A 24,232-nucleotide genomic window follows, 5' to 3' on the forward strand; every position below is an offset into this window, starting at 1 on the left:
TTCTATATTTTACCCTTATGTGTTTATAAAAAAAGGGATATTCATTTTTTAAATACCAAGATACTAAATCATTCGATTGGATAGTTTTTTTAGACTAGAAAATAATAACTTCCATGATGTATGGAACAAAAGGAATTTGAGCATGAGTCAAAAAGTAAGTACCGCCAATCATGTAGTCAATATATAGGACAGGGAGATTATTCAAATGATTTCAAATTTAGGTTATCTGGTCTTTGAAGTGAGTGATCTCCCTGCATGGGAAAAATTTGCAGTTGAAGTGATTGGTTTAAAGATAGGTAAAAAAACACGAGAACAGTTGAATTTACGTATGGATGAATTCGAGTCTCGCATATTTTTAGAATTAGGTGAAGCAGACGATATGATTGCTGCAGGTTGGGAATTTGAAAATGAAGAGAAATTGCTTTCCTACCTAAACCAGTTAGCAACACGTGGCATTAAAACAGTAGAAGCTGGAACAGATTTAATTACAAAACGGTTTGTTGAGAAAATGTTCTTTCTTATAGACCAAACAGGGATGCGCCATGAGTTCTATTACTGTGCAGCACGCGCTCAAAAGAATAATGGGTTTTATTCCAATAAAATCACCAAAGGTTTTAAAACAGGTCGCTTAGGTGTCGGTCATTTTGTTGCAGTAGATACAGTACTGGGAAAACTAACAGATTTTTACAAAGACACTTTAGGTCTTCAGGTAAGTGATATTTGTCAGGGACCAATTAAACCTGGTGTAAATATGGAAGTGACATTCTTTCATACCCAAACAGGACGTCATCATTCTGTTGCAACGGCAAAAGTCCCCTTAGAATTTCCAAAAAGAATTCACCATATGATGTTTGAAGTAAACAATATTACAGACGTTGGCTTGGCTTATGAACGTTGTCAGGCGGCAGATTTAACTTTTGAAATGGGTTTAGGCAGTCACCCTAATGATGAAATGTTTTCATTCTATGTCAAATCGCCTTCTGGTTTTGCACTCGAAATTGGATATGGTGCAATTATTGTCGATGACGAAACATGGGACATTAAACGTTACAACGAATTAAGTAGTTGGGGCCACAAAAAGCTTGCTCATTAGATGATTAAAGGAAGGTCACAATGAAAATCAATTCTGAAAAATATCTTAAAACTGGTGTCTTCACAACAGCTTATTATGAGTCTGGAACAGGTGATGAAACTATTATTTTAATCCATGGTGGTGGTGCGGGTGCTGATTCATACGGTAACTGGCGTGCTTCATTCGATCTATTTGCAACATCTGCAAATGTAATTGCTATGGATATGGTGGGGTTTGGTAAGTCAGATTGTCCAGATCCAGCTGAATTTTCTTATACCCAACAAGCTCGTAATGAACAAGCCATTGCATTCATTGAAGCTTTAGCTAAAGGTCCTGTTCATATCATAGGTAATTCTATGGGTGGCGCTACTGCTCTAGGCGTAGCAATGAAACGCCCTGATCTTGTAAAAAGTATGGTGTTGATGGGGAGTGCTGGTCTGAACCATAAAGTGAACCCTGCCCTTCAAAATGTTATTCACTATGATTTCACAGTTGAGGGTATGCGTAAAATTATCAAAGCATTAGGCAATGCAAACTTTAAAATACCTGAAGATTTGATTTTTTATCGCCATGCATTATCCAATCAACCTGCGACTAAAAAGGCCTATCAATCAACAATGGGATGGGTTCGTGATCAAAGCGGCTTGCACTATGAAGAGTCTGAAATTGCGGCTATTAAAACCCGAACTTTAGTGGTAAATGGTAAAGATGACGCGGCTATTCCAATGCGAGAAGCTTTCCGTTTTTTAGAGTTACTTGAAGAATCTACAGGTTATTTCTTACCGCATTGTGGTCACTGGGCAATGATGGAACACCCTGAATTATTTACCCGCATCACTTTAGATTTCATTTTACTGGACAAATGGAATCACAACTAAAAATGGATTTTCAAAAAATATGGAGCGTTATTATGGCTAAAATAATCGAAACTGATGTATTCATTGTTGGTGCAGGACCATCAGGGGCTATCGCATCTTTATTATTAGCCCATGCAGGCATTCGAAATATTATCATTAATAAGTATTCTTCCACTTCGCCAACACCACGTGCACACATTGTCAATCAAAGAACCATGGAGATCTTGAGAGATCTAGAGATTGAAGAAGCTGCAAAAAAACTTTCAACTCCTTGGTCTTATATGGGTGAACATGTATTCGCTTCAAGTCTAGTGGGTCAAGAATATGGACGGATTCCTGCTTGGGCAAGTTCTCCTCTTGCTCAAGGTGAGCATATGGCTGCAAGTCCAAGTAGATATTGTGATTTACCACAATTATATTTTGAACCTTTATTGATCAGTGAGACTGCATTAAGAGGTGCTGATGTCCGCTTTAAGACAGAGTATTTATCTCATATACAGGATGATCTCGGTGTCACTATACAATTATTAGATAAATTAACTGAAACTGAATTTACAGTGCGTGCCAAATACCTAATCGGTGCAGATGGTGCCCATTCAAAAGTTGCACAGGATATTGGTATTGAGTTTGAAGGTGATCTATCACTGGGTGATTCAGGTTCTATCAATATTGAATTTGAAGCAGATTTAAGCAACTACTGTAATCATCGTAAAAGTGATATGTACTGGATGCTTCAAACAGGTCATGGTTTGAATGGTCCTGAAGGTGGTCCTGGTTTTGGTGTATTGCGCATGGTGCGTCCATGGACAAAATGGGTTTGTGTCGGTGGTTACTATAAAGCTAAAGGCACACCAAAATTAAGCTATGAGGACGCTGTAACCTATGTAAATCGTATTTTAGGTACAGATACGATCCCTATAAAAATTACAGCTGTATCAACTTGGGAAAATAATCGCCAATTTGCACTGAATAGTAGCAAAGGTCGTGTGTTCTGTATCGGTGATGCGATACATAAACATACACCATTCGGTGGCTTGGGCATGAATACCAGTATTCAAGATGCTTACAATTTGGCTTGGAAACTTGCAATGGTCATTAAAGGTCAAGCAAATCATACATTACTTGAATCTTTTGATACTGAACGTACACCTATAGCAAAACAAATTGTAAATCATGCATTTGACAGCACAATGACTTTGATCCCTCTACTTAAAGCAACTGGGCTAAAACCAAATGAAGATAATTCTGCTGAAACTAAACTTGCATTTGAATGGTTAAGAGAACCGACTATTGAAGGCGCCAAACGCCGTGCAGAACTTAAAAATGCAATGCAGGCAACCTTAGATGGCTTTGGTTCAGCACATGGTGTTGAGTTAAACCAACGCTATGTTTCAAAAGCCATCCTTTCTGATGGCTCTGCGGAGGAAGTCTTTATTAAAGATCCAAAGTATTTTTATCAAGCAAGTACTCGTCCTGGCTCACATATTCCACATGTATGGTTGCAAAAAAACCAACATAAAATATCTACACTCGACTTATGTGGTAAAGGAACCTTTACCCTATTGACCGGTTTGTCAGGTCAAGCTTGGCTCGAAGCTGTGAAAAAAGCAGAACAAGAGTTAGGTATTGAAATTAAAGTCTGCCAGATCGGTTTGGGTGAATATGACGACAGTTTTGGTGATTATGCTCGGATCTCTGGGATTGATGAGAGTGGTGCATTATTGGTTCGCCCAGACATGATGATCGCATGGCGTGCCCATAATGCATCAAACCAGTATGTCAATAAGCTTACTCAATCATTAAAAGAAATTTTAGGCCAATCTTAGATTTCTAAAGAAACAGAAAACTCAGCATCTCTGCCTGCTTAATTGAATGTTATCAACCTAGTGAGTTAATCAAAAACCGAGGCAAGACTCTGGTAAAAAGACTTTTTCCAACGAGCCTACCATAGTTATATTTTGTAAAAGTTCCAGCATTGAAAGTCATAATTCGGTTTTAACCAAGTCATGACTTTCATGATTAAGGTGATAAAAATGACAACGCAAGCGATTCAGAATGCAGCTGCAGCATTGACCCAATCACGTCTCAAGCTTCAACCATGTCAACGAATTTCAGAACAGTTTGGGATTACGACATTGGATGATGCTTATGCTGTTCAGGAAATAAATACGCGAATTGCCTTAGAACAAGGTCGTCGCTTAATCGGCCGAAAAGTAGGTTTAACCTCCATAGCAGTCCAACAACAATTGGGTGTTGATCAGCCTGATTTTGGAATGTTGTTTGCAGACATGGAACATTATGATGGTGCGATCATTGACAGTAAAACGCTGATTCAACCCAAAATTGAAGGTGAGATTGCTTTCATACTCAAACATGATCTGTTCGCAATAGATACGACACTATCTGAATTAATTCAAGCCGTTGATTACTTAGTCCCTGCTTTAGAAATTGTGGACTCAGCAATTGAAGACTGGAAGATCACTTTGATTGATACCGTTGCAGATAATGCTTCATCGGGGCTGTATGTGTTAGGAAATACCCCGGTTCGCTTTTCTGAAATGAATCTTGCATTGGAAGGAATGATTTTAGAGAAAAATGGCAAACAGGCTTCAATTGGTGTTGGTGCAGCTTGTCTAGGTCACCCCTTGGAGTCCTGCCTTTGGTTAGCACGAAAAATGGCTGAATATGGACGCCCTCTTCTGGCTGGTGACATCGTGTTATCTGGGGCAATTGGTCCAATGGTGAAAGTTGAAGCGGGTGATCATATTCGTATGCAGTTAACGCGACTGGGTGGAGTAAGTTGTTTTTTTAGCTAATTTTAATGAATCAGAGTTTTTATTTTAGATATATGATAATCGATATTTTTATTAAAAACTATTTATTATTCAATAACATGAAATTAAGATCTTTCATTAGCGATGCATATTGGAGTCAATGTAATGAGTATTAAAAAAAGCAAGGTTGCCATTATTGGCTCTGGAAATATTGGAACTGATTTAATGATCAAAATTTTGCGCCAATCAAAATATCTAGAAATGGCCGTAATGGTGGGAGTTGATCCAAATTCAGATGGTTTGGCTCGCGCAGCTGATATGGGGGTGGAAACAACCTATGAAGGCATACTGGGGTTGAGTAAGCTTGCCATTTTTCCAGAAATTGATTTTGTATTTGATGCTACATCTGCGACAGCACATATTGAAAATGATGCATTTCTAAGGGCTAAAAATTCCCGTATTTGCTTAATTGATCTAACGCCTGCGGCTGTTGGTCCATATTGTATTCCTGTGGTCAATTTGAATGAAAATTTAAATGCACGGAATGTCAACATGGTGACTTGTGGCGGTCAAGCAACTATTCCAATGGTTGCAGCAGTCTCACGACTTACCAAAGTACATTATGCAGAAATTGTGGCTTCAATCGCTTCTAAATCGGCAGGTCCAGGTACACGTGCCAATATTGATGAATTTACTGAAACAACAGCCAAAGCAATTGAAATGATTGGTGGTGCGACCAAAGGTAAAGCAATCATCATTATGAATCCTGCAGAACCACCACTAATCATGCGTGACACTGTCTATATTTTATCTGAGCTAGTAGATCAAGCCAAAATTGAACAAAGTATTGAAGAAATGGTTCAGGTTGTACAGTCTTATGTGGCGGGCTACCGTTTAAAACAAAAAGTTCAATTTGATGTAATTCCTGAAGATAGACCATTAAATATTCCCAGTGTGGGTAAATTCAGTGGTCTAAAAACTTCAATTTTTCTTGAAGTTCAAGGAGCAGCACATTATCTCCCTGCTTATGCAGGAAATTTGGACATCATGACATCTGCAGCGCTTACAACTGCTGAACGCATGGTTCAGTCCATGGAGCATTTGCGATGAATAAAAAACTTTATATTTCTGATGTAACTTTACGTGATGGCATGCATGCAATCCGCCATCAATATTCTTTAGATGATGTGCGTTCCATCGCAAGTGCTTTAGATCTTGCAAAGGTGGATTCTATTGAAGTTGCTCACGGTGATGGTTTACAAGGTTCATCATTTAACTACGGCTTTAGTGCACACACTGACCTTGAGTGGATTGAAGTCGTTGCTGATGTTGTTAAACATGCCAAAATTGCCACACTTTTATTGCCTGGTATCGGTACGATTCACGACTTAAAAGCCGCTTATGATGCGGGTGCAAGTATTGTACGCGTAGCTACACATTGTACAGAAGCAGACATATCTAGGCAGCATATTGAATATGCACGTCATTTAGGAATGGATGCTGTTGGCTTTTTAATGATGAGTCACCTACAAACTCCTGAGGATTTAGCACAACAGGCAAAACTCATGGAAAGTTATGGCGCAACCTGCATTTATGTTGTGGATTCAGGTGGTGCAATGAATATGGTTGATATTCGTTCACGTTTCAAAGCCCTGAAAGCAGTACTGAAACATGAAACTGAATTGGGAATCCACGCGCACCACAATTTAAGTTTAGGAGTTGCCAATTCAATTGTCGCTGTTGAAGAAGGCTGTCAACGAATTGATGCAAGTTTAGCAGGCATGGGGGCTGGTGCAGGAAATGCGCCATTAGAGGTGTTTATTGCGGCTGCAGAAAAACTAGGTTGGAATCATGGCACAAATTTATACGCATTGATGGATGCAGCAGATGACTTAGTCCGACCTTTACAGGATCGACCAGTTCGTGTGGATCGAGAAACATTGGCATTAGGCTATGCAGGTGTCTACTCAAGTTTCCTCCGTCATGCAGAAGAAGCTCAGAAAAAATATGCTGTTAAAACAATCGACATTTTAATCGAATTAGGGAGGCGCCGTATGGTTGGTGGTCAGGAGGATATGATCATTGATGTTGCTTTGGATATCTTAAAGCAAAAGCAATTGGCTGAATGATCCGATTATAGAGGATTCATATTTGAACATCAGTGACCAAAACAAAAATGTATTAGCGCTATAGTTTTTTAATTATAAAACACAAAACTACAGCACGATGAACAACGTACCAAGGATTGATTAAATTCTAAAACCAACAAAAGGAAATAAAACATGGACAGTCATAGTCTTCGAATTGTGTTTGGTATAACTGCATTCTTGCAATTTAGCAATGCTTTTGCAACTGAAAATGGTGCCAGCACTTATCCTTTAGGTGCAGATACTTTTTTTGCGGGCGCTCTGCCTCCGCCAGGGACGTATATGCTTGGTTATTATCAAAATTACCATGCTTCAAAATTTGTAGACCAAAATGGAGATTCATCTATTCCAGACTTTGGATTAAATGTAAATGTGTACGTACCACGGCTAGTTTGGGTGACGGATAAAACAGTATTTGGTGGTAATCTTGCATTTCATATCGTACAACCCTTGGTTGATATTCGTGCCAGTGCGGCAGGATATACAGATTCAAAGTTTGGTTTTGGAGATACCAATTTAGCCACAGCAATTGGTTGGCATCATGGTTCACATAACTATACAACAGGACTTGAAGTGACGGTACCTATTGGATCTTATGACAAAAATAAAATGGCAAACTCTGGTAATAACTACTTTACCATTCGACCGATGATAGGATATAGCTACCTTGATCCTCATTGGGATGCCAGTGCTAAGATAACCTATAATTATAATACTGAGAATAATGATACCAATTATAAATCGGGTCAATTTTTTGCAGGAGATTATAATTTAAGTTATCGCGTTTTACCCAATTTTGCTGTTGGTATACAAGGTTATGCTTTAAAACAAGTGACGGGTGATAAATTTAATGGAGATGATATTGGTTTTAAAGGTCAAGTTTTCGGTATTGGTCCCGGGATTTTGTATAAAGGGCGAAAAGGTTGGTCTGTAGAGGCTCGATATATTACTGAAACTGCTGTTGAAAATAGACCTAAAGGCGATGCGGCTTGGTTAAGACTTGTGATCCCTAAAAATAGTCTAAAATAATTTTATCTGGTTCTGATGGGTTTTAAAATACGAAAACCCATCCTAGTCTAATTAAGCTAGTTGATAAAATTTTTATAAATCAATGTTGCTGTGTTTAAACAGACAGAAATAGTAAATTGTGAAATAGTCAACAATCTAAAACTTTGCTAAAGCATCAAGATGTTGCTGGAAATCACCTTCCGTCCCTGCTGCATTCACATGATCGAAGTAATCATACCAACCACTTGCTTGAATACCTGTTAACAATGCATCCCGTGCCTGTTGATTTGGAAAGCGCCAAATCCCCATAAAGCGATGATGACTACTTTGATCAACTACAGTATCAATTTCGGTGAGTGTTAAAAGCTCAACACCCAGACTAGACAAGCCTCCCATAGCCGCGCCAACATCCGCCAAATATTGTTGGCGCTCTTGTGTAGGTAAAGTTTGCCAAACTGCATTTGGTGTATAGAGTTCAATGAGATAGTGATTCATGATTTTTCCTTGATTTAATTCAACGTTTTATATCGATAATTTAAAAAGATTTTTATACAGATATTTTATAAGCGCTTATCAACAAGATTTTTCGCCACTTTCTCAAGTAAGTCTGTTAATTGCTCACGCTCAGCTTGGGTTAAACCAACAAACAGGCTGGCAATCCAGCGACTATGCTGATCAAACACAGTTTTTGCGACTTGTTTACCCTTTGCCGTCAGCCGAATACATAACGCGCGACGATCTTCTGGATCTGCGTGACGTTCTACCAATTGTTCACGTTCTAAACCATCCAGTAGTCCAGTGACTGTGGCACGGGTAATTCCCGCTTGTTCAGCTAAAGTTTTAGGCGCTACAGCATCATTAGCTGCATCAAGGAGAAATAAAAGCACAAATCTCCCTTCAGATAAGCCATAAGGCGCAAGCTGTGCGGCACAGTCTCGATCAATACTTGAAGCAAGTGAAAGCGTTTGAAAACAGAGGCGCAAATTTTCAATATCTGCCATTTTACGGCGTTGCGCTTCATGCAAAAGCGCGGTGTATTTCTGTTCTAGATTCATTTAGTATTTAGCCATATAGTATGGTGACTAACTATATATTGAATATTTTAGCTGTGTCAAGATAGATTCTTCACCAAAAAACAGTGCTTAAATTGATCGATTTTAAAGGGACTGAAACAGATTTTTTCAGATTAATTTTTATGTTTACTTTATCTCGTGTTAAATCGATAAAATATTTCTTAGTGCTATTTTGAATAGGATGAAACCTAGCTCATGGAGTTTTATAATTTATTGAAATATAATATTAAAGTTTAATTTGTTCATCAATTAAAACCTATTCAATATTGCCCGTTTTAAGTGATGAAACGCCCATTTATTCGCCGTAAAGCAAGGCTTAAAACTCAACAAAATATGTCGCAATCATACGATGTATATTCCAAGTCAATATTCATCACTTATACATTGTTACTGCTGATCTAGGTCTAAGCTTTTGAAGATGAAACCAGATATTGATCTAAATTCTTAAGGGAAAAATCGATGATTTGCAAAAGCATTTGCTCTGAATAACCATCTCTAGCTTGAACGGATAATCCATGTAGCACTAGTCCGTAATATTGCCCTAATATTTCAGGGTCAGCATGTTCTAATAATTGTCCATCTGCTTTCGCCTGTTTAAAACGCTTAACCAGACTTTGACCACGTTCAATACGTTGTTGCTTCATCCAGTCTAAAAGGCTTTGATTTTCCTGACTTAATACGCTTGCAGATGACACAACCATACAGCCATATGAATGGTTATTCTGGGTATAGAGTTTGATTGCATCTTGAAATAATTGACTGATCGCATCCTTAATATTTGCTTGTTGTAAAGCGTGGATCGCAAAGCCGCCTTCATTTTCTTCGTAGTGTATAACAGCTTCTCGAAACAACGCTTCTTTAGAGCCAAACGCTTTATAAATACGCGCTGAAGCAATACCTAAGACCTCGACTAAATCTGACATCGAAGTCCCTTCATAGCCATGTTGCCAGAAAAAATCACGCGCTTGAATCAGTGCTTTTTCCCTATCAAATTCTCTTGGTCTACCAGCCATAACGACGCTTCAATTCGATTTAGTGTTTTTTATTATCATTCGAAAAAATAAATTTCGCAAATAAATCAATAGGATTTATTGGAGAGGCTGCCCTTTTTTAGATTCTTTTTTAAAAACTTGTTGTTTTTATTCAAAAGAAAGCCTATTGTTTGTCGATCGACAACCAATTGAGTTTAGCTATGCAAACCATCAAAGGTCCAAGTATTCATCTCGCACAATTCAGTGATGATATTTTCCCATTTAATAATTTAGAGGGCATTGCCGCATGGGTTTCCGATAAAGGCTTTAAGGCTGTACAACTGCCAGCATGGGATAAGCGTTTATTTGATGTTAATTTAGCAGCCACAAGCCAAGATTATTGCGATGAAATACAAGGGGTTTTACAAAATAATGGTTTAGAAATTAGTGAGTTGACAACGCATATTTTTGGTCAACTTATGGCTGTGCATCCAGCTTATGATGCTTTATGTGATGGTTTTGCACCTTCACATTTACATGGAAATTCAGTAGCTAGAACTCAATGGGCTGAACAACAAATGTTGGCTTCTGTGCAAGCATCTGCCCGTTTAGGTTTACAAGATATGGGAACTTTTTCAGGTTCACTGGCATGGCCTTATATCTTTCCTTTTCCTCAACGCCCCTCTGGACTTATTGAAACTGCTTTTGATGAACTTGCACGTCGTTGGATGCCAATCCTCAATGCTTGTGATGAACATAATGTTAATCTGTGCTACGAAATTCATCCTGGCGAAGACTTACATGATGGCATTTCCTTTGAAATGTTCTTAGAACGGACACAACACCATCCACGTTGTCAGATTCTTTTTGACCCGAGTCATTTTATCCTGCAACAACTGAACTATTTGGAATACATCGATATCTATAAAGATTTTATTCGAATGTTTCATGTTAAAGATGCGGAGTTTAACCCGACAGGTCGCCAAGGGATGTATGGGGGCTATCAAAATTGGGGAGATCGTGCAGGTCGATTCCGTTCTACTGGAGATGGTCAGGTTGATTTCAAAGCAATATTCTCAAAATTGGCACATAACGACTATCAAGGCTGGGCAACTTTGGAATGGGAATGTTGCTTAAAAAATAAAGAGGATGGTGCAAGTGAAGGTGCTGAGTTTATTCAACAACATATTATTCATGTTACTGATAAAACCTTTGATGATTTTGCCGCAGCGCCTGTCAATCAATTGCAAATAAATCAACTTTTGGGTATCTAAGGCAGCGATTGGAATTTACTATGACAAGCATTACAACACATGAAAATTTAGTCGATCAATTTCAGCATCATTACATCCATATAGACAGTAAAAAACTTCATTATGTCTCTACAGGTCGTGGTCCTGTTGTATTACTTATCCCCGGTTGGCCACAAACATGGTACGCATGGCGAAATGTAATGAGCGTCTTGGCGGCCAACGGTTATCAGGCAATTGCTGTGGATCCACCGGGAACGGGATATTCTGTGCCGCTGAATGGAAGTTATGATACGGGGCGAATTGCGACGATTTTATCCAGCTTAATGTCAAAACTTGGACATGATACTTATTCAGTGATTGGTCACGATATCGGGATGTGGGTTGCTTATGCACTTGCAGCTGATTTCCCCCAATCTGTCACTTCTCTGGCTGTGACTGAAGCTGTTATTCCTGGATTGGCAACGCCACCGCCTATTTTTGTTTCAGCTGATGAAAATATTTTTCTATGGCATTTCATGTTTAATCAAGTGATGGACTTACCTGAAGCTTTGGTCAGTGGACGTGAAGAAACTTATCTTAATTATATTTTTGATAAGTGGTCATGGCATAGAGATAAAGTCGCCGCTGCAACTTATATTGAGGCTTATAAGGTATCGGGACGTTTAACGGCAGGCTTTAATTACTATCGCTCAATCCCCGAAACCATTCGTCAAAATAAAATCCGCGCAACTAAAAATCTAGAAATGCCTGTATTGGCGATTGGCGCAGAACAAGCAACCAATGATGCACCTTATGAAACTATGAAAAAAGTTGCACCACATTTAACCAGTGCAATTGTCAAAGATTGTGGTCATTTTATTATGGAGGAACAACCAGCAGCGTTTTGTTCCCTGATTTTAGAATTTCTACAACTGGAGCAATAAGATGCCTTTAGATCATCAAATTGCAGACTGGCTTAACACTAGACCTGCTGCAACAACTGCAAACACACTTTGTGAATTAAGAGCGCAGGTAAATCAGGACATCATACAACAGCAAGGTATTGAGCAAGATCCCAGCTATCAATCCAGTTTTTGGGTCACAATTTCTGATCAAGCTCAAATCCAAGTTCGGGTATATACGCCCTATGCTTTGGTGCAGCTACAAAGCAACCCAGCTTTAGTATTTGCCCACGGCGGTGGATGGTGTTTGGGGAGTTTAGATGCATGGGATCGTTCATGCCGTTTACTGGCAGAATCAACACAGCATGTTATCTTTTCAGTGGATTATCGCCTAGCGCCTGAATTTAAATTTCCAGTACCGTTGACAGATTTTTTTACAGCACTTCGTTATATTCAAGAACAGGCTTTAAGTTTAGGTCTTGATCAAAATCGTATTGCTGTGGGTGGTGATAGTGCGGGTGCTAACCTTGCAGCGGCTGCATGCTTACTCGCTAAAGCGCATCCAGAAATCCAGATTAGTCAACAACTGCTGTTTTATCCAGCCTTAGATGCCACGATGCAGGGTAAATCCTATGAAACTTATACAGATGGTTATGGCTTAACCACTGCAACAATGACGTATTGTTGGGATCAATATTTAAATAGTGATTCTGACAAAACCAATCAGTTGGTGAGCCCCCTACTGGCACAGTCATTACAAGGTTTACCTGAGGCAACAATTTTTGTCTGTGAATATGATCCACTACGCCATGATGGTGAACAATATGCTGAAAGATTGAGAGATGCTGGTGTCTCGGTGAAATTTCATTTTCTAGCAGGAATGATTCATGGAGCAATCCATATGACTGCAATCACAGAGAAAGCCAACGCTATATACGATAAGATTGATTTATAGGTGCTTTTGATCATCGTGAAAAAAGGAAATCGCATGATTTCCTTTTTTGTTGCCTTTAAAAGTATCTGAATGTTTATAAAAACAGAACTGATATACGCATACGCATTAAAAAGACTAACCTAATTCAGCCAATATTTTATCTAGTGTTGCATTCTGTTGCTGCCATTTTGGCTGTTTATCTTTGTCGACTATTAAAGCACGAACACCTTCAAGAATATCACCATGTTCAAACCAGATATCCTGTAAATTTCGTTCCAGCTGCATACATTGTTGTAATGACAATCCCCGTCCCAAGTATTGCAGTCGTAAACTGGTCTTTTTCGCCACCCAAGAACGTTGTTGCAAAGTGCTTAAGACTTTGCTTGCCCAGGCTTGATGCTGTTGGTCTTTTTCATTTTCAAGACTTTTTTCAATATCTTGCAAATTTTCAAAGCCAAAATGCTTACGAATGTTTTCAACCGATGCACTGAGTTCACTTTCTACAGGACGGGTAATAAATTTCGAAATTATTTGTTCAATATTGTCTTTGCTTAAATTGCTTGATTGGCTCAACGCATCAAGTAAGGCATTAAACTGTTGGCTAGGAACATGATAATCAATCAAATCTAAATATAAGGCATCACTGCTACTGATTTGGTCGCCTGTGGTTGCCAAATAGACCCCAATATCATCTAAACGTGACAAGAAATGCGTTGCTGCAACATCAGGAAAGAAACCAATCGCCGTTTCAGGCATGGCAAAACGTGATTTTTCACTGCTAACAATAATATGACAGGCCTGTGCCAGACCAAAACCACCACCTAAGACATAGCCATCTAACAATACCACAATCGGTTTTTTAGACGCGCGAATGCTATTCAACATGTCATATTCAGCGATAAAATAGTCTTTATGGCCATCTGTACCATTTTGATAACAATCATAAAGATAACGAATATCACCGCCTGCACAAAATGCTTTTGGGCTATTGGATTTGATCAGTATCGCTTGAATGCCAGCATCATTTTGCCAAGTTTCAATTTGTATACGGATACCATTGATCATATCCAGAGTCAGCGCATTCAGGCTGGACACTCGATCTAAGCTAATCACACCCAGAGCTGCGTGCTGTTCGATGATTAAATGATTTTCAGTATTCATTCCATCTTCATCCTGTTATTGATTTTTAAAGTTGGCTTGGCGTTTATCAACAAAGGCTTGCATGCCTTCTTTTTGATCCAAAGTAGCAAAAATTGAATGAAAGGTTCGTCGTTCAAAACGCAAACCTTCCGCCAAACTCACTTCAAAGGCACGATTAATTGATTCTTTGATCATCATTGTCGCCACCAATGATTTTTCAGCAATTTTTTCAGCAGCACTTAAAGTCTGGGATAAAAGCTCTTCGGGGCTAAACACGCGGGCAACTAAACCACTCAGTTCTGCCTCAATTGCCCCCATTTGTCGGGCGGTTAAACACATTTCCATCGCTTTGGCTTTACCTATGGCAAGGGTTAAACGCTGCGTACCCCCAATGCCTGGAAGCACGCCTAAAGTGACTTCAGGTAAGCCAAACTTGGCATTGTCTGCACAGTAAATAAAATCACACATCAGTGCCAACTCACAACCGCCACCCAAGGCATAACCACTGACAGCTGCGATTAAGGGTTTACGGCGTTGCGCAATTCGATCGGCAAGGTTAAAAAAATCATCAAAATAAATATTGGGAAAGTTTAATCCCGCCATTTCTTTAATATCAGCACCTGCTGCAAAGGCTTTTTCTGAACCAGTCAGCACCATACAACCAATATCCTGATCTTTTTCTAAATCATCTAAAGCTAAATTTACTTCTTGGATTAATTTTGAATTTAATGCGTTTAAAGCCTTTGGGCGATTGAGTGTAATTAAACCTACACCTTTATGTTTTTCCAGTAAAATCGTTTCAAATTGCATATTCATTTCCTTATCTGTTTTATCCCATCATCTGATATACAGCGATTAACTCTATTTATAAACTTCGCGCAATCACCAAACGCTGGATGTCACTGGTGCCTTCATAGATTTGGCAAATACGTGCATCACGATAAATTCGTTCAATTGGAAAATCTTTTAAATAACCATAGCCGCCGAAAACTTGTAAAGCTGCTGAACAGACACGCTCTGCCATTTCAGAGGAAAATAATTTTGCCATTGAGGCTTCATTGAGACAGGGCTTGCCTGCTTCTTTTAGACGTGCAGCATGATGGACCAATTGACGAGCTGCTTCGATTTCTGTTGCCATACTTGCCAAACGAAAAGCGATTGCCTGATGTTCAAAAATCGGTTTTCCAAAAGTAATCCGTTCTTTGGCATATTTGCTGGCTTCTTCTAAGGCAGCACGTGCCAAACCCACCGCTTGCGCAGCAATACCAATACGACCGCCTTCCAGATTAGACAGTGCTATTTTAAGCCCTTCACCTTCTTGACCTAACATTAAGCTTTTGTGTACACGCACATCAGTCAATGCAATTTGACAGGTATCTGAAGCATGTAATCCCAGTTTTTCTTCAGTGCGAATCACTTCATAGCCCGCAGTTTCCCGTGGCACAATAAAGGCACTGATACCTTTTTTACCAGCACTTGGATCGGTCACTACAAATACAATAATTACACCAGCATTATTTCCTGAAGTAATAAATTGTTTTGCACCGTTAATAATCCAATCTTCACCATCTTTGACAGCTCGAGTTTTCAGTGCTGCTGCATCAGAGCCTGTATGCGGTTCGGTCAATGCGAAAGCACCGATCATTTCACCTTGTGCCAAAGGCATTAAATATTTTTGTTTTTGCTCTTCACTACCAAATTTAGCAATTGGCACACAACCAACTGAATTATGTACACTCATGATAGTGGAGGTTGCACCATCTGCTGCCGCAATTTCTTCAAGTGCAAGAACATAGGCTAAGTTGCCGGTATCTGAACCACCCCATTGCTCTGAAATCAGCATCCCCATAAATCCCAATTGCCCCATTTGTGACAAGGTCTCTTTGGGGAAAATGCTGTGTTTATCCCATTCCGCTGCATTTGGTTTAATTTGTTCTTGGGCGAAACTTTTCGCCATGTCCTGAATCAATAATTGTTCTTCAGTAAATTGCATTTCATATTCCTTAGTATCATTTAACATCCTACATTCGGCAAGTTTAGCTTGTGTAGGATGATCCTTACTGGCTTTATACACTTAATTGTTGTTTAGCAATTTCTTGATTTCGTAGTAAAAAGCGTTGAATCTTGCCACTTGGGGTCTTGGGTAGTTCAGTGACAAATTCAACTTGTCTTGGATAAGCATGGGCAGACAGACGTTTTTTGACAAATTGCCCAAGTTGTTCAGCCAATTCCTCAGATGGTGTTTTATTTTCTGCCAAAATCACAAAAGCTTTAACGATTTCTGTTCGCTCTGGATCGGGGACTCCAACAACAGCAGCTTCAATCACTGCCTCATGTTCAAGTAATGCACTTTCTACATCAAAAGGTCCAATACGATATCCAGAGGTGGTAATCACATCATCACTACGTCCAACAAAACTCATACTCCCATCTGCATGTAATTCAGCAGTATCACCAGTTAAATAATAATTTTTGATAAATGGTGATTTACGACTTTCTTTATAGCCACCAAACCACATCATCGGTGATCGACTGATATCTACCGCTAAAATTCCAGCGGTATCGGCAGGCAACTCATTCCCTTGATCATCCACCACAGCAACACGATAACCTGGGCTGGCAAAACCAGCAGCGCCTGCACGGACCTCATGGTTTAAACCATGATGATTGCACACCACCATACCCACCTCTGTCTGTCCATAATGATCAAAAATAGGCGCATCAAGCACTTGTTTAAACCAACGAAAAACTTCTGGATTTAAAGGTTCGCCTGCACTGCTCACAACCCGGAATTTACCCTTTAGTTGTGCCATTTGAGCGGGATCCGCGGCCATCATCATCCGATATGCTGTAGGTGCACCTGCCAAATTATTAATTTTATAATCATCAATAATTTGACACAAACTGTCTATGCTAAAACCACCTTCATAAAACAAAGTGGCATGGCCTAACAATAATGGTCCTGTGATACCGTAATAAAGTCCATACGCCCAACCTGGATCAGCAATATTCCAAAATGCATCATCTGCGCGTAAGCCGATCGCATCTTTCATATAGTTGCCAAAAGCAATTAAGGCTTTGAGTGGAACTTCCAAAGGTTTTGCAGGCCCCGTGGTGCCTGAGGTAAACATCAGTAAAAATGGATCTTGAATGCTTTGCATGACCAGATCACATTGCTCAGCATGTTGATTGAGTTCTTTCCAAAAATCTAAATCGCCTTGTTGTACAGCATGACCCTGTTGATTAGCGACAGTCATAATTTGTGGACACTGTGCAACTTCACCCAGTTTGCTACGATTGCCGATATCGGTCACGACCAATTTGCTTTTTGCCAGTTGAACTCGATGTTCAATCGCCTTTGGGCCAAATGCAGTAAATAGCGGTTGATAAACTGCACCAATTCGCCAAGCGGCGAGAATCACCACCAATAATTCGGGAGTTCTTGGTAATAAACCAGAGATACGATCACCAGCTTGAATACCTTGTGACTTTAAAAAATTGGCAAACTGACTCGACCATTTTTTCAGTTGAGCAAAGGTATATTGCTCTTTACGACCATCTTTAGCTTGCCAATATAGGGCAACTTTTTCGCGATCTGCTTCTGCATGTCGGTCACAGCATTCATAACAGGCATTCAGTTGATCGACTGAACCTGAGAGCATTTCCTTAACCGCACCATCTAAATTAAATGTTTTAGCAACATCCTGATAATTCAACATATTATATACTCCGGTCTGGATTTATTGTTATTCATGACACGAGTGAATCTATTGGTTTTTCACCACCCATGGGTGGTGAAATTGACGATGCTTCGATTGATGATTAAGTTTCTTTAGGCAAATATTGCTGAATGATGCTGGAAAAATCGAGTTGAGCATTACCTTGCATACACAGTTGCTGATAAAGCTGCTGTACCAAACCACCTAAAAGCAAAGGTTGTTTGACTTGGCCTGCGGCTTCAACAGCCAAACCCAAATCTTTAAGCATCAGTTGAGAGGCAAAGCCATCACTATAACCACGTCCAGCAGGTGCATTTGCAGAAATACCCGGCCATGGGTTACACACTTCCGAGCTCCAGCAACGACCACTCGAACTATTGATTACGCCTGCCAACGCTTGTGCATCGATACCGAGTTTTGCCCCGAGCGCCATACCTTCAGCCACTGCGGCCATTGAAATACCTAAAATGAGATTATTGCAAATTTTAGCAATTTGTCCTGCACCCACTTCACCACAGTGCACGATGTTCTTACCCATTGGTGCAAGCACAGATTTGACTTGTTCAAAGGCTTTATCATCCGTTCCTACCATAAAAGTTAGCGTACCTGCTTGAGCCCCGATCGTGCCACCTGAAACAGGTGCATCACAAATTTGAATTCCTTGCTCTGCACCAATTGCAGCAATGTCTTTAATAGTTTGTGGATCAATGGTACTGCTGTCGATACATAAGCTGCCTTGTTTAAGCACAGCAAGTACCCCATTTTCACCCAAATACACCTCTTTAACATGCTTTGCGGCTGGCAGCATAGTAATTACCACATCTGCATTTTCTGCTGCTTTCTGTGGACTATTACAGGCAATTCCGCCTGCTTCGGTGAAATGTGCGATTGCAACATCACTTAAATCAAAGCCATAAACCGTCAAACCTGCTTTGAGTAAATTATGGGCCATTTTACCGCCCATATTGCCTAAACCAATAAATGCAATATTCATCCTTGAACTCCTGTATTAGCGCAAGCTGATGGTGGTATTCACTTCACCTTTTTCTTGTGTGTCTTCAAACCAACGACTGGTAATGGTTTTAGTTTGAGTATAGAACTGTACTGCTTGTTTACCATAAGGCCCTAAGTCCCCTAATTTTGAACCTCTTGACCCGGTAAAGCTAAAGAATGGAACTGGCACAGGAATTGGAATATTAATCCCAACTTGACCGATATCAATGGTGCTTTGGAAAGTACGTGCTGTGGCACCACTTTGAGTAAATAAACCCACACCATTCCCGAACGGATTGGCATTGACCAATTCAATGGCTTGTTCAAGCGTATCAACATGAATAATGGCTAATACAGGGCCAAAAATTTCTTCAGTATAGATACGCATATCGGTGCTGACTTGATTGAATATGGTTGCACCAACAAAATTGCCATTTTCATAGCCTTGGACATGTACGCCTCGACCATCGAGTAAGAGTTGTGCACCTTGTTCAATACCGCTATTAATCAAATCTATAACCCGAGCTTTAGCACGTGGTGAGATCACGGGGCCAATATCTGTTTGCGGTTCCTGCCCAGCATTGACTTTCAGTGTTTTGGCTTTTTCAACCAATTCATCCACCCAGTTTTTAGTTTCACCGACCATGACAGCAACAGACAATGCCATACACCGTTGTCCAGCCGCACCAAATGCAGCACCAACTAAAGCATTTAAGGTTTGTTCTTTGTTGGCATCTGGCATCACCACGACATGGTTTTTTGCACCCATCATCGATTGCACACGTTTACCATGCTGACCTGCTAAGTTATAGACATGCGTGCCTACCGCTGTTGAACCTACAAATGAAATGGCTTTAATGTCCGGATGCGTACATAGACGATCTACCACTTGTTTGCCACCATGTACCACATTGAGTACACCAGCAGGTACACCCGCTTGTAATGCCAATTCTACCAGCATCATGGTCGATAATGGATCTTGCTCAGACGGTTTAAGTACAAAGGTATTGCCGCAAACAATCGCCATTGGAAACATCCACAATGGGATCATGGCAGGAAAATTAAACGGGGTAATTCCAGCACATACACCCAATGGTTGTTGCAAGGTATAAGTATCTACACCACGAGCTACACCTTCAGTATATTCACCCATTTGCAAGGTGCCAATCGAGCAAGCATGTTCAACCACCTCTAAGCCACGTTGGATATCACCTTCTGCATCAGCCAAGGTTTTACCTTGTTCTGCGGTCAAAACACGGGCAATATCTTTCATATTGTCACGAATCAAATCTTGCAGTTTCAGCATGATACGCATACGGGCTTGAATTGGTGTAAAACGCCAAGTTTTAAATGCTTCTTGTGCAGCAGCAATTGCAGCATCAACTTCGTCTAAAGTTGCCATTGGGACACGACCAAGTACCTCTTGGGTCGCTGGATTTAGAATGTCTTGCCATTCAGTAGTATTTGATTCGGTAAATTTTCCATTAATTAATAATTTAGCCGTCGTCGAATGAATATTTGACATTGTGTTCATAACCTCTCCATAGGCAATATTTTTTGTTGTTACATTCTTAGAAAATAGCCAAAAGCAGTATTTTCATCAGTGCTGTTTCAAATCAAACTAACAAAGAAAATATAGATGACCAATAGAAATTAACGCACAATGAATGTGCAAATATGCACAAGGATGTCATACATAATGAAAGTCGATTGGGATCACCTACAGTTTTTTTTAGTTTTAGCGCGTGCCAAGACGTTAACCAATGCAGCTCGTATTATTGGGGTCGAACACAGTACCGTGTCTAGACGGATACAGGCGCTAGAATTAGCTTTAGGAACGCCGTTGTTTAGACGCGAAGCCACAGGCTATGAACTGACTATGGAAGGCTTGGCGTTGGTGCCCCGTGTCGAGCAAATGGAACAAGCATTCTTGCAAATTGAAAAGCCCAACTTACCTTTACAAGGACATGTGCGAATTGGCACACCTGAGGGTTTTGGAACAGCATTTTTAGCCCAGCTATTGGCAGAACTGTCTAAACAATACCCTTTACTCACGATTGATCTTATCCCGGTTCCAAAAATGATTAAGCTGTCGCATCGTGAAGCTGATATTGTGATTTCCATTGATCGTCCTAAGTCAGGACCTTATATCATTACCCGTTTAACCGATTATTGTCTTAAAATTTATGGCAGTACAAGCTATTTAGAAAGTACCCAAGCGATTAAAAAACTTGAAGATTTAAAAAACCATCAGTTTGTAAACTATATTGACGATTTAATTTACAGTCCTGAACTGTATTGTTTAGAACGTCTGCCCTTACAGCTCAATGCAAATTTTAGAAGTAGCAGTATTTTGGCCCAACAAGTTGCTGTGAGTGCAGGTGCAGGATTGGCAATTTTGCCGAAGTTTCTGGCAGAAAATAAACCAGAACTTAAACAGGTATTACAAGATGAAGTTCGTTTTATTCATACTTTTTGGATGCTAACTTTAGTCGATTTACAGCATGAACCACGTATAAAATTGGTCTGGGATTTTTTAAGAACACAAGCTGATAAATATCAAAATTTATTGATGGATTAAAAATTTTCGGTAGAATTTAAATTTTTTCAAATTCTTGATTTTATAAAATATTGCCTAAATCGTCTTCAAATTTTTCCTTAATATAAAGTGAGGAATATTGAGAACAATTAAGACCAGATAAAATTAGACTTCTATCGTTAACCTTAGAAGTCCTTAAAATTATTTACTTAAACTCATATAAAATTATAAACGCTTGGTTTCACTCTCGCATTTTTCTGATGTTGAAGTTTGTTTAATAATATCGACGATGTTTGCAATGCAATATATTGTATTCAATTGGACATGTTTATTGTCATAGCTCTTTGCATGTTCATAGCCATTGATAATAAAGGTTTCAATTGGACTACGCCCCTCTGCACGAACATCTTGCCCAGACTGATAACATACCGTTCCATCTCCTTCTGAAGTGGGTTTAAGATCTAAATAAAATGTGGCTTTATTGGTTTTAGAAATTTTAGATTTTACATCAAGCAAAATTTCTCTTACACCATCTTCTTTATAGGCGTTGTCTTGTAAATTATGAGTTTTCGAGCCTTTAATGCTTAAATCTGCATCATTTTCTGCAGGATTATTGGGATCATCTTCTTTGATATCACTTCGATCTTTGATATCCGGGAACTGGATTAATTTTTTCTTACCATATAAGCTCATTAATTCAATCAATTCATTTTCACTGCTAATATTTAACTCTTCTTTACAGCGCCACACCACCTGACCAAATGCTTTAAAACTATTGTCAGCAGCATAATTGGCATACGTATTGGGATGATAAGAGTCTTTTATATAATCATGTAATTCTTTAACAGTTTCTATATTCTTTACATAAACATCAAAAATACTATCGTATTCCTCCTTATCTACAGTTTTTGCAACCAATCCAGCAGGATCAATAAAATCAGGATTGATCATCGCCCACCAACTATCTTTTCTTTGGTAAATGTCAGTATATGGATCGGTACTTTTTGGTAATGTGGCGATAATTTCACCGCTAGGCGTTTTGGCTTTAATGACTAACCATGCTCTAGGATTTTTGGGAAAATCCACAGCATTGGAATAATTTGAAAAAGGTAATAGTTCTAATCCCCCAGGTGCATTCGCCAATGTTGCGGTGAGACGTTCAGAAGTATTTCCAAACATAAATTTAGTTGCCCAAGCAGCAGCACTTTTAAAGAGTCCTGTTGACGCTTTCCAACCATCCCAGCCTACAGTTAGACGCTGATATACCGCTGGTGCACCACTGGCAGGCATCGCACCATGTACCACACCGGCAATCTTATCTTTAACTTTTTCATTTTGAATCAAAGCACGAGTCACCAATCCACCCATAGAGTGACTGACAATAATAAATTTCTTAAATTTTGCGCTAGGAAATTCTTTTTTAACTTGTGCCATAACTTCATTATTGAGTCGGTCCGCAACATGATCCGCTGACTTCATATTGGTCTGTAACCAGTTATAGCCACAAGCAAACACTGGAAAAGCATAATCAGCCAATTGCTCATGCTTTTCTAAACCTAATAATTCAACTGTTTTTTCAGCAGACCAATTTTTAAGTATTTTTTCAGTTGCCTTATTGCCCGGATGGACAATTTTTTCCCATTCAGTTGTACCATTAAACTGGTCTTTTTTTTGCTCACTTAACTTTTTAAAGGGCTGATTAAGCTGACTTTCCATAAAAATCAATAAATCTGCATAACCAATGGTAATCACAGAGCCCCAACCGCGTGCCAAAGCCACGTCTTTGGTGATATGTGGAATTCGCTTTTTACTTATTTTTACATCGCCATCATAACCCACCTGAGTTGTTGCTGGATTCAAGACAATTTGTCGTTCACGTGCATCTCGTTTACTGTATTCAATAATGGTGGAAAGTGATATTCGAGGATACCAAACTTTATTTTTCTTTGCGTCTTTAATATTTGAGCCCATAATGCCTGGAATAAAAATAACCGGCACGACATGTGTTACAGGTGCTGGGATTTCACACTCGGTATTAACACTATCCGGTGTGGTATGTGAAACATAGGAAACACTTCCAGATTTATAAAGCCTTTCATAGGCCTCATGACGATGTATATGATTTGACATTGTTATTCTCAGAATTTACGTATGGTTTTTAAAATTGACTCATAAAGTTTTAAGGCGTCATATTGTTGTAAACTACTACTTTCACTAAGCGGGGAAGAATATCCAGTATCAGTCTCAAAACTAATCAATGGATCCTGATTCTTATTGGCACTGCCCGTATGTTCCCATAGGGCGCTAATGCCATTTTTGCCTTTCATTTTTTCAACTGAAATCCATTCTTGACCCGTTAAATGAGCCGTATTTTTTTCACCTTTACGGATATTGCCTTTATCAATTTGACGTTGGCTTTGCCCAACCTCTTTAAACTTTTTTTCTATCCGGGGAATCATTGGCAAGACATATTCATCATTTGTTTCTGCCTCAAAACGTAATACCACTGTTGGATAGTTTTTAAAGTCAAAAGCTAGTGTTTGAATACTATAACGGTACTGTTCGGTTTCATCGTTAATAAAACCTTGATAAATACATTGTCCTATTTCTTTGGGAATCTCATGCTCATTACGATAGCGTAAGTTTTTCACTAAATTATGAATTGCTTCATTACTTTTCTTGGTTCTTTCTGGGGAGTCACTATGTCCGCCTTCAATTAAAAATAACGTATTTTTATCAAGTACAAATCCAAAGACATCATAAGGAAGTATTTTCTTATCCGCTAATTTCCCTTTAAAAATCTTAGTCACTCGACCATCAAATATCTGTTCTTTGGGGTCTTCAAAAACTTTCCGGTTGCCTTTTGAGTAA

21 protein-coding genes and 1 pseudogene are annotated in these 24,232 nt (G+C 39.3%); 11 read left to right on the forward strand and 11 right to left on the reverse strand.

All coding sequences use genetic code 11. The features are described 5' to 3' along the window. The first annotated feature begins 205 nt into the window (after nt 1–205). From ACZ5QH_RS11100 to ACZ5QH_RS11130, 7 genes are all read left to right on the forward strand, one after another. Nucleotides 206–1,093 carry a VOC family protein gene (locus tag ACZ5QH_RS11100; RefSeq protein WP_004821545.1) on the forward strand — a complete coding sequence of 296 codons (888 nt, stop codon included), beginning with the start codon at nt 206–208 and terminating at the stop codon, nt 1,091–1,093. Nucleotides 1,094–1,113: 20 nt separating this feature from the next. Next, nucleotides 1,114–1,950: an alpha/beta fold hydrolase gene (locus tag ACZ5QH_RS11105; RefSeq protein WP_004821550.1), complete on the forward strand. Its 837-nt coding sequence runs from the start codon at nt 1,114–1,116 to the stop codon at nt 1,948–1,950. Between the two features lie 32 nt (nt 1,951–1,982). Continuing rightward, nucleotides 1,983–3,755, forward strand: a complete 1,773-nt coding sequence (locus ACZ5QH_RS11110; RefSeq protein ID WP_303576082.1) for an FAD-dependent oxidoreductase — start codon at nt 1,983–1,985, stop codon at nt 3,753–3,755. Nucleotides 3,756–3,962: 207 nt separating this feature from the next. Next, on the forward strand, nt 3,963–4,745 hold the full coding sequence (locus ACZ5QH_RS11115; protein WP_034612991.1) for a 2-keto-4-pentenoate hydratase: 783 nt from the start codon (nt 3,963–3,965) through the stop codon (nt 4,743–4,745). A gap of 129 nt (nt 4,746–4,874) precedes the next feature. Next, a complete protein-coding gene (locus ACZ5QH_RS11120) occupies nt 4,875–5,813 on the forward strand; it encodes an acetaldehyde dehydrogenase (acetylating) (protein WP_171077759.1) in 939 nt (312 codons plus the stop codon). Continuing rightward, nucleotides 5,810–6,832 carry a 4-hydroxy-2-oxovalerate aldolase gene (dmpG, locus tag ACZ5QH_RS11125; RefSeq protein WP_303576081.1) on the forward strand — a complete coding sequence of 341 codons (1,023 nt, stop codon included), beginning with the start codon at nt 5,810–5,812 and terminating at the stop codon, nt 6,830–6,832. Before ACZ5QH_RS11120 ends, dmpG begins: the two co-directional genes overlap by 4 nt. A gap of 153 nt (nt 6,833–6,985) precedes the next feature. Next, nucleotides 6,986–7,879 (forward strand): SphA family protein, encoded by an 894-nt coding sequence (locus tag ACZ5QH_RS11130; RefSeq protein WP_303576080.1) that lies wholly within the window; start codon nt 6,986–6,988, stop codon nt 7,877–7,879. Between the two features lie 135 nt (nt 7,880–8,014). Here the strand turns inward: ACZ5QH_RS11130 and ACZ5QH_RS11135 are convergent, their stop codons facing one another. The 3 genes from ACZ5QH_RS11135 to ACZ5QH_RS11145 all read right to left on the reverse strand — a co-directional run bounded on the left by ACZ5QH_RS11135 (nt 8,015) and on the right by ACZ5QH_RS11145 (nt 9,944). Further along, the gene (locus tag ACZ5QH_RS11135; RefSeq protein ID WP_034612980.1) at nt 8,015–8,353 is read right to left on the reverse strand and encodes a DUF6616 family protein; all 339 of its coding nucleotides are present in this window, start codon (nt 8,351–8,353) and stop codon (nt 8,015–8,017) included. A 65-nt stretch (nt 8,354–8,418) separates the two neighbouring features. Next, on the reverse strand, nt 8,419–8,913 hold the full coding sequence (locus tag ACZ5QH_RS11140) for a MarR family winged helix-turn-helix transcriptional regulator (protein ID WP_034612977.1): 495 nt from the start codon (nt 8,911–8,913) through the stop codon (nt 8,419–8,421). 422 nt (nt 8,914–9,335) lie between these two features. Continuing rightward, nucleotides 9,336–9,944: a TetR/AcrR family transcriptional regulator gene (locus tag ACZ5QH_RS11145; protein ID WP_004821566.1), complete on the reverse strand. Its 609-nt coding sequence runs from the start codon at nt 9,942–9,944 to the stop codon at nt 9,336–9,338. A 179-nt stretch (nt 9,945–10,123) separates the two neighbouring features. Here ACZ5QH_RS11145 and ACZ5QH_RS11150 point away from each other — a divergent pair, with 179 nt between their 5' ends. The 3 genes from ACZ5QH_RS11150 to ACZ5QH_RS11160 are packed head-to-tail and all read left to right on the forward strand — an operon-like array spanning nt 10,124 to nt 12,991. After that, on the forward strand, nt 10,124–11,176 hold the full coding sequence (locus tag ACZ5QH_RS11150; protein ID WP_303576079.1) for a sugar phosphate isomerase/epimerase family protein: 1,053 nt from the start codon (nt 10,124–10,126) through the stop codon (nt 11,174–11,176). Nucleotides 11,177–11,196: 20 nt separating this feature from the next. Then, nucleotides 11,197–12,078: an alpha/beta fold hydrolase gene (locus ACZ5QH_RS11155; protein ID WP_303576078.1), complete on the forward strand. Its 882-nt coding sequence runs from the start codon at nt 11,197–11,199 to the stop codon at nt 12,076–12,078. A 1-nt stretch (nt 12,079) separates the two neighbouring features. Continuing rightward, on the forward strand, nt 12,080–12,991 hold the full coding sequence (locus ACZ5QH_RS11160; RefSeq protein ID WP_303576077.1) for an alpha/beta hydrolase: 912 nt from the start codon (nt 12,080–12,082) through the stop codon (nt 12,989–12,991). Nucleotides 12,992–13,105: 114 nt separating this feature from the next. Here the strand turns inward: ACZ5QH_RS11160 and ACZ5QH_RS11165 are convergent, their stop codons facing one another. The 6 genes from ACZ5QH_RS11165 to ACZ5QH_RS11190 form a co-directional block, all read right to left on the reverse strand. Further along, the gene (locus ACZ5QH_RS11165) at nt 13,106–14,131 is read right to left on the reverse strand and encodes an enoyl-CoA hydratase/isomerase family protein (protein WP_303576076.1); all 1,026 of its coding nucleotides are present in this window, start codon (nt 14,129–14,131) and stop codon (nt 13,106–13,108) included. 15 nt (nt 14,132–14,146) lie between these two features. Beyond that, a complete protein-coding gene (locus ACZ5QH_RS11170) occupies nt 14,147–14,920 on the reverse strand; it encodes an enoyl-CoA hydratase (RefSeq protein ID WP_303576075.1) in 774 nt (257 codons plus the stop codon). 55 nt (nt 14,921–14,975) lie between these two features. After that, nucleotides 14,976–16,103, reverse strand: coding sequence for an acyl-CoA dehydrogenase family protein (locus tag ACZ5QH_RS11175; protein ID WP_303576074.1), 1,128 nt, complete (start codon nt 16,101–16,103; stop codon nt 14,976–14,978). A gap of 73 nt (nt 16,104–16,176) precedes the next feature. Then, on the reverse strand, nt 16,177–17,829 hold the full coding sequence (locus ACZ5QH_RS11180) for an AMP-binding protein (RefSeq protein WP_303576073.1): 1,653 nt from the start codon (nt 17,827–17,829) through the stop codon (nt 16,177–16,179). Nucleotides 17,830–17,932: 103 nt separating this feature from the next. Beyond that, nucleotides 17,933–18,823 carry a 3-hydroxyisobutyrate dehydrogenase gene (gene mmsB, locus ACZ5QH_RS11185; protein WP_004720378.1) on the reverse strand — a complete coding sequence of 297 codons (891 nt, stop codon included), beginning with the start codon at nt 18,821–18,823 and terminating at the stop codon, nt 17,933–17,935. Nucleotides 18,824–18,838: 15 nt separating this feature from the next. Then, nucleotides 18,839–20,356, reverse strand: a complete 1,518-nt coding sequence (locus ACZ5QH_RS11190; protein ID WP_303576072.1) for a CoA-acylating methylmalonate-semialdehyde dehydrogenase — start codon at nt 20,354–20,356, stop codon at nt 18,839–18,841. 165 nt (nt 20,357–20,521) lie between these two features. Here ACZ5QH_RS11190 and ACZ5QH_RS11195 point away from each other — a divergent pair, with 165 nt between their 5' ends. Then, the gene (locus ACZ5QH_RS11195; RefSeq protein ID WP_234623508.1) at nt 20,522–21,403 is read left to right on the forward strand and encodes a LysR family transcriptional regulator; all 882 of its coding nucleotides are present in this window, start codon (nt 20,522–20,524) and stop codon (nt 21,401–21,403) included. 183 nt (nt 21,404–21,586) lie between these two features. Here ACZ5QH_RS11195 and ACZ5QH_RS11200 read toward each other — a convergent pair whose 3' ends face one another. Both ACZ5QH_RS11200 and ACZ5QH_RS11205 read right to left on the reverse strand, forming a co-directional pair. Next, nucleotides 21,587–23,491, reverse strand: a complete 1,905-nt coding sequence (locus tag ACZ5QH_RS11200) for a lipase family alpha/beta hydrolase (RefSeq protein ID WP_303576071.1) — start codon at nt 23,489–23,491, stop codon at nt 21,587–21,589. Between the two features lie 8 nt (nt 23,492–23,499). Further along, nucleotides 23,500–24,204, reverse strand: a pseudogene (locus tag ACZ5QH_RS11205) (T6SS immunity protein Tli4 family protein); the annotation flags it as partial. Between the last annotated feature and the right edge of the window lie 28 nt (nt 24,205–24,232).

The sequence above is a fragment of the Acinetobacter sp. Ac8 genome, from assembly GCF_055392545.1.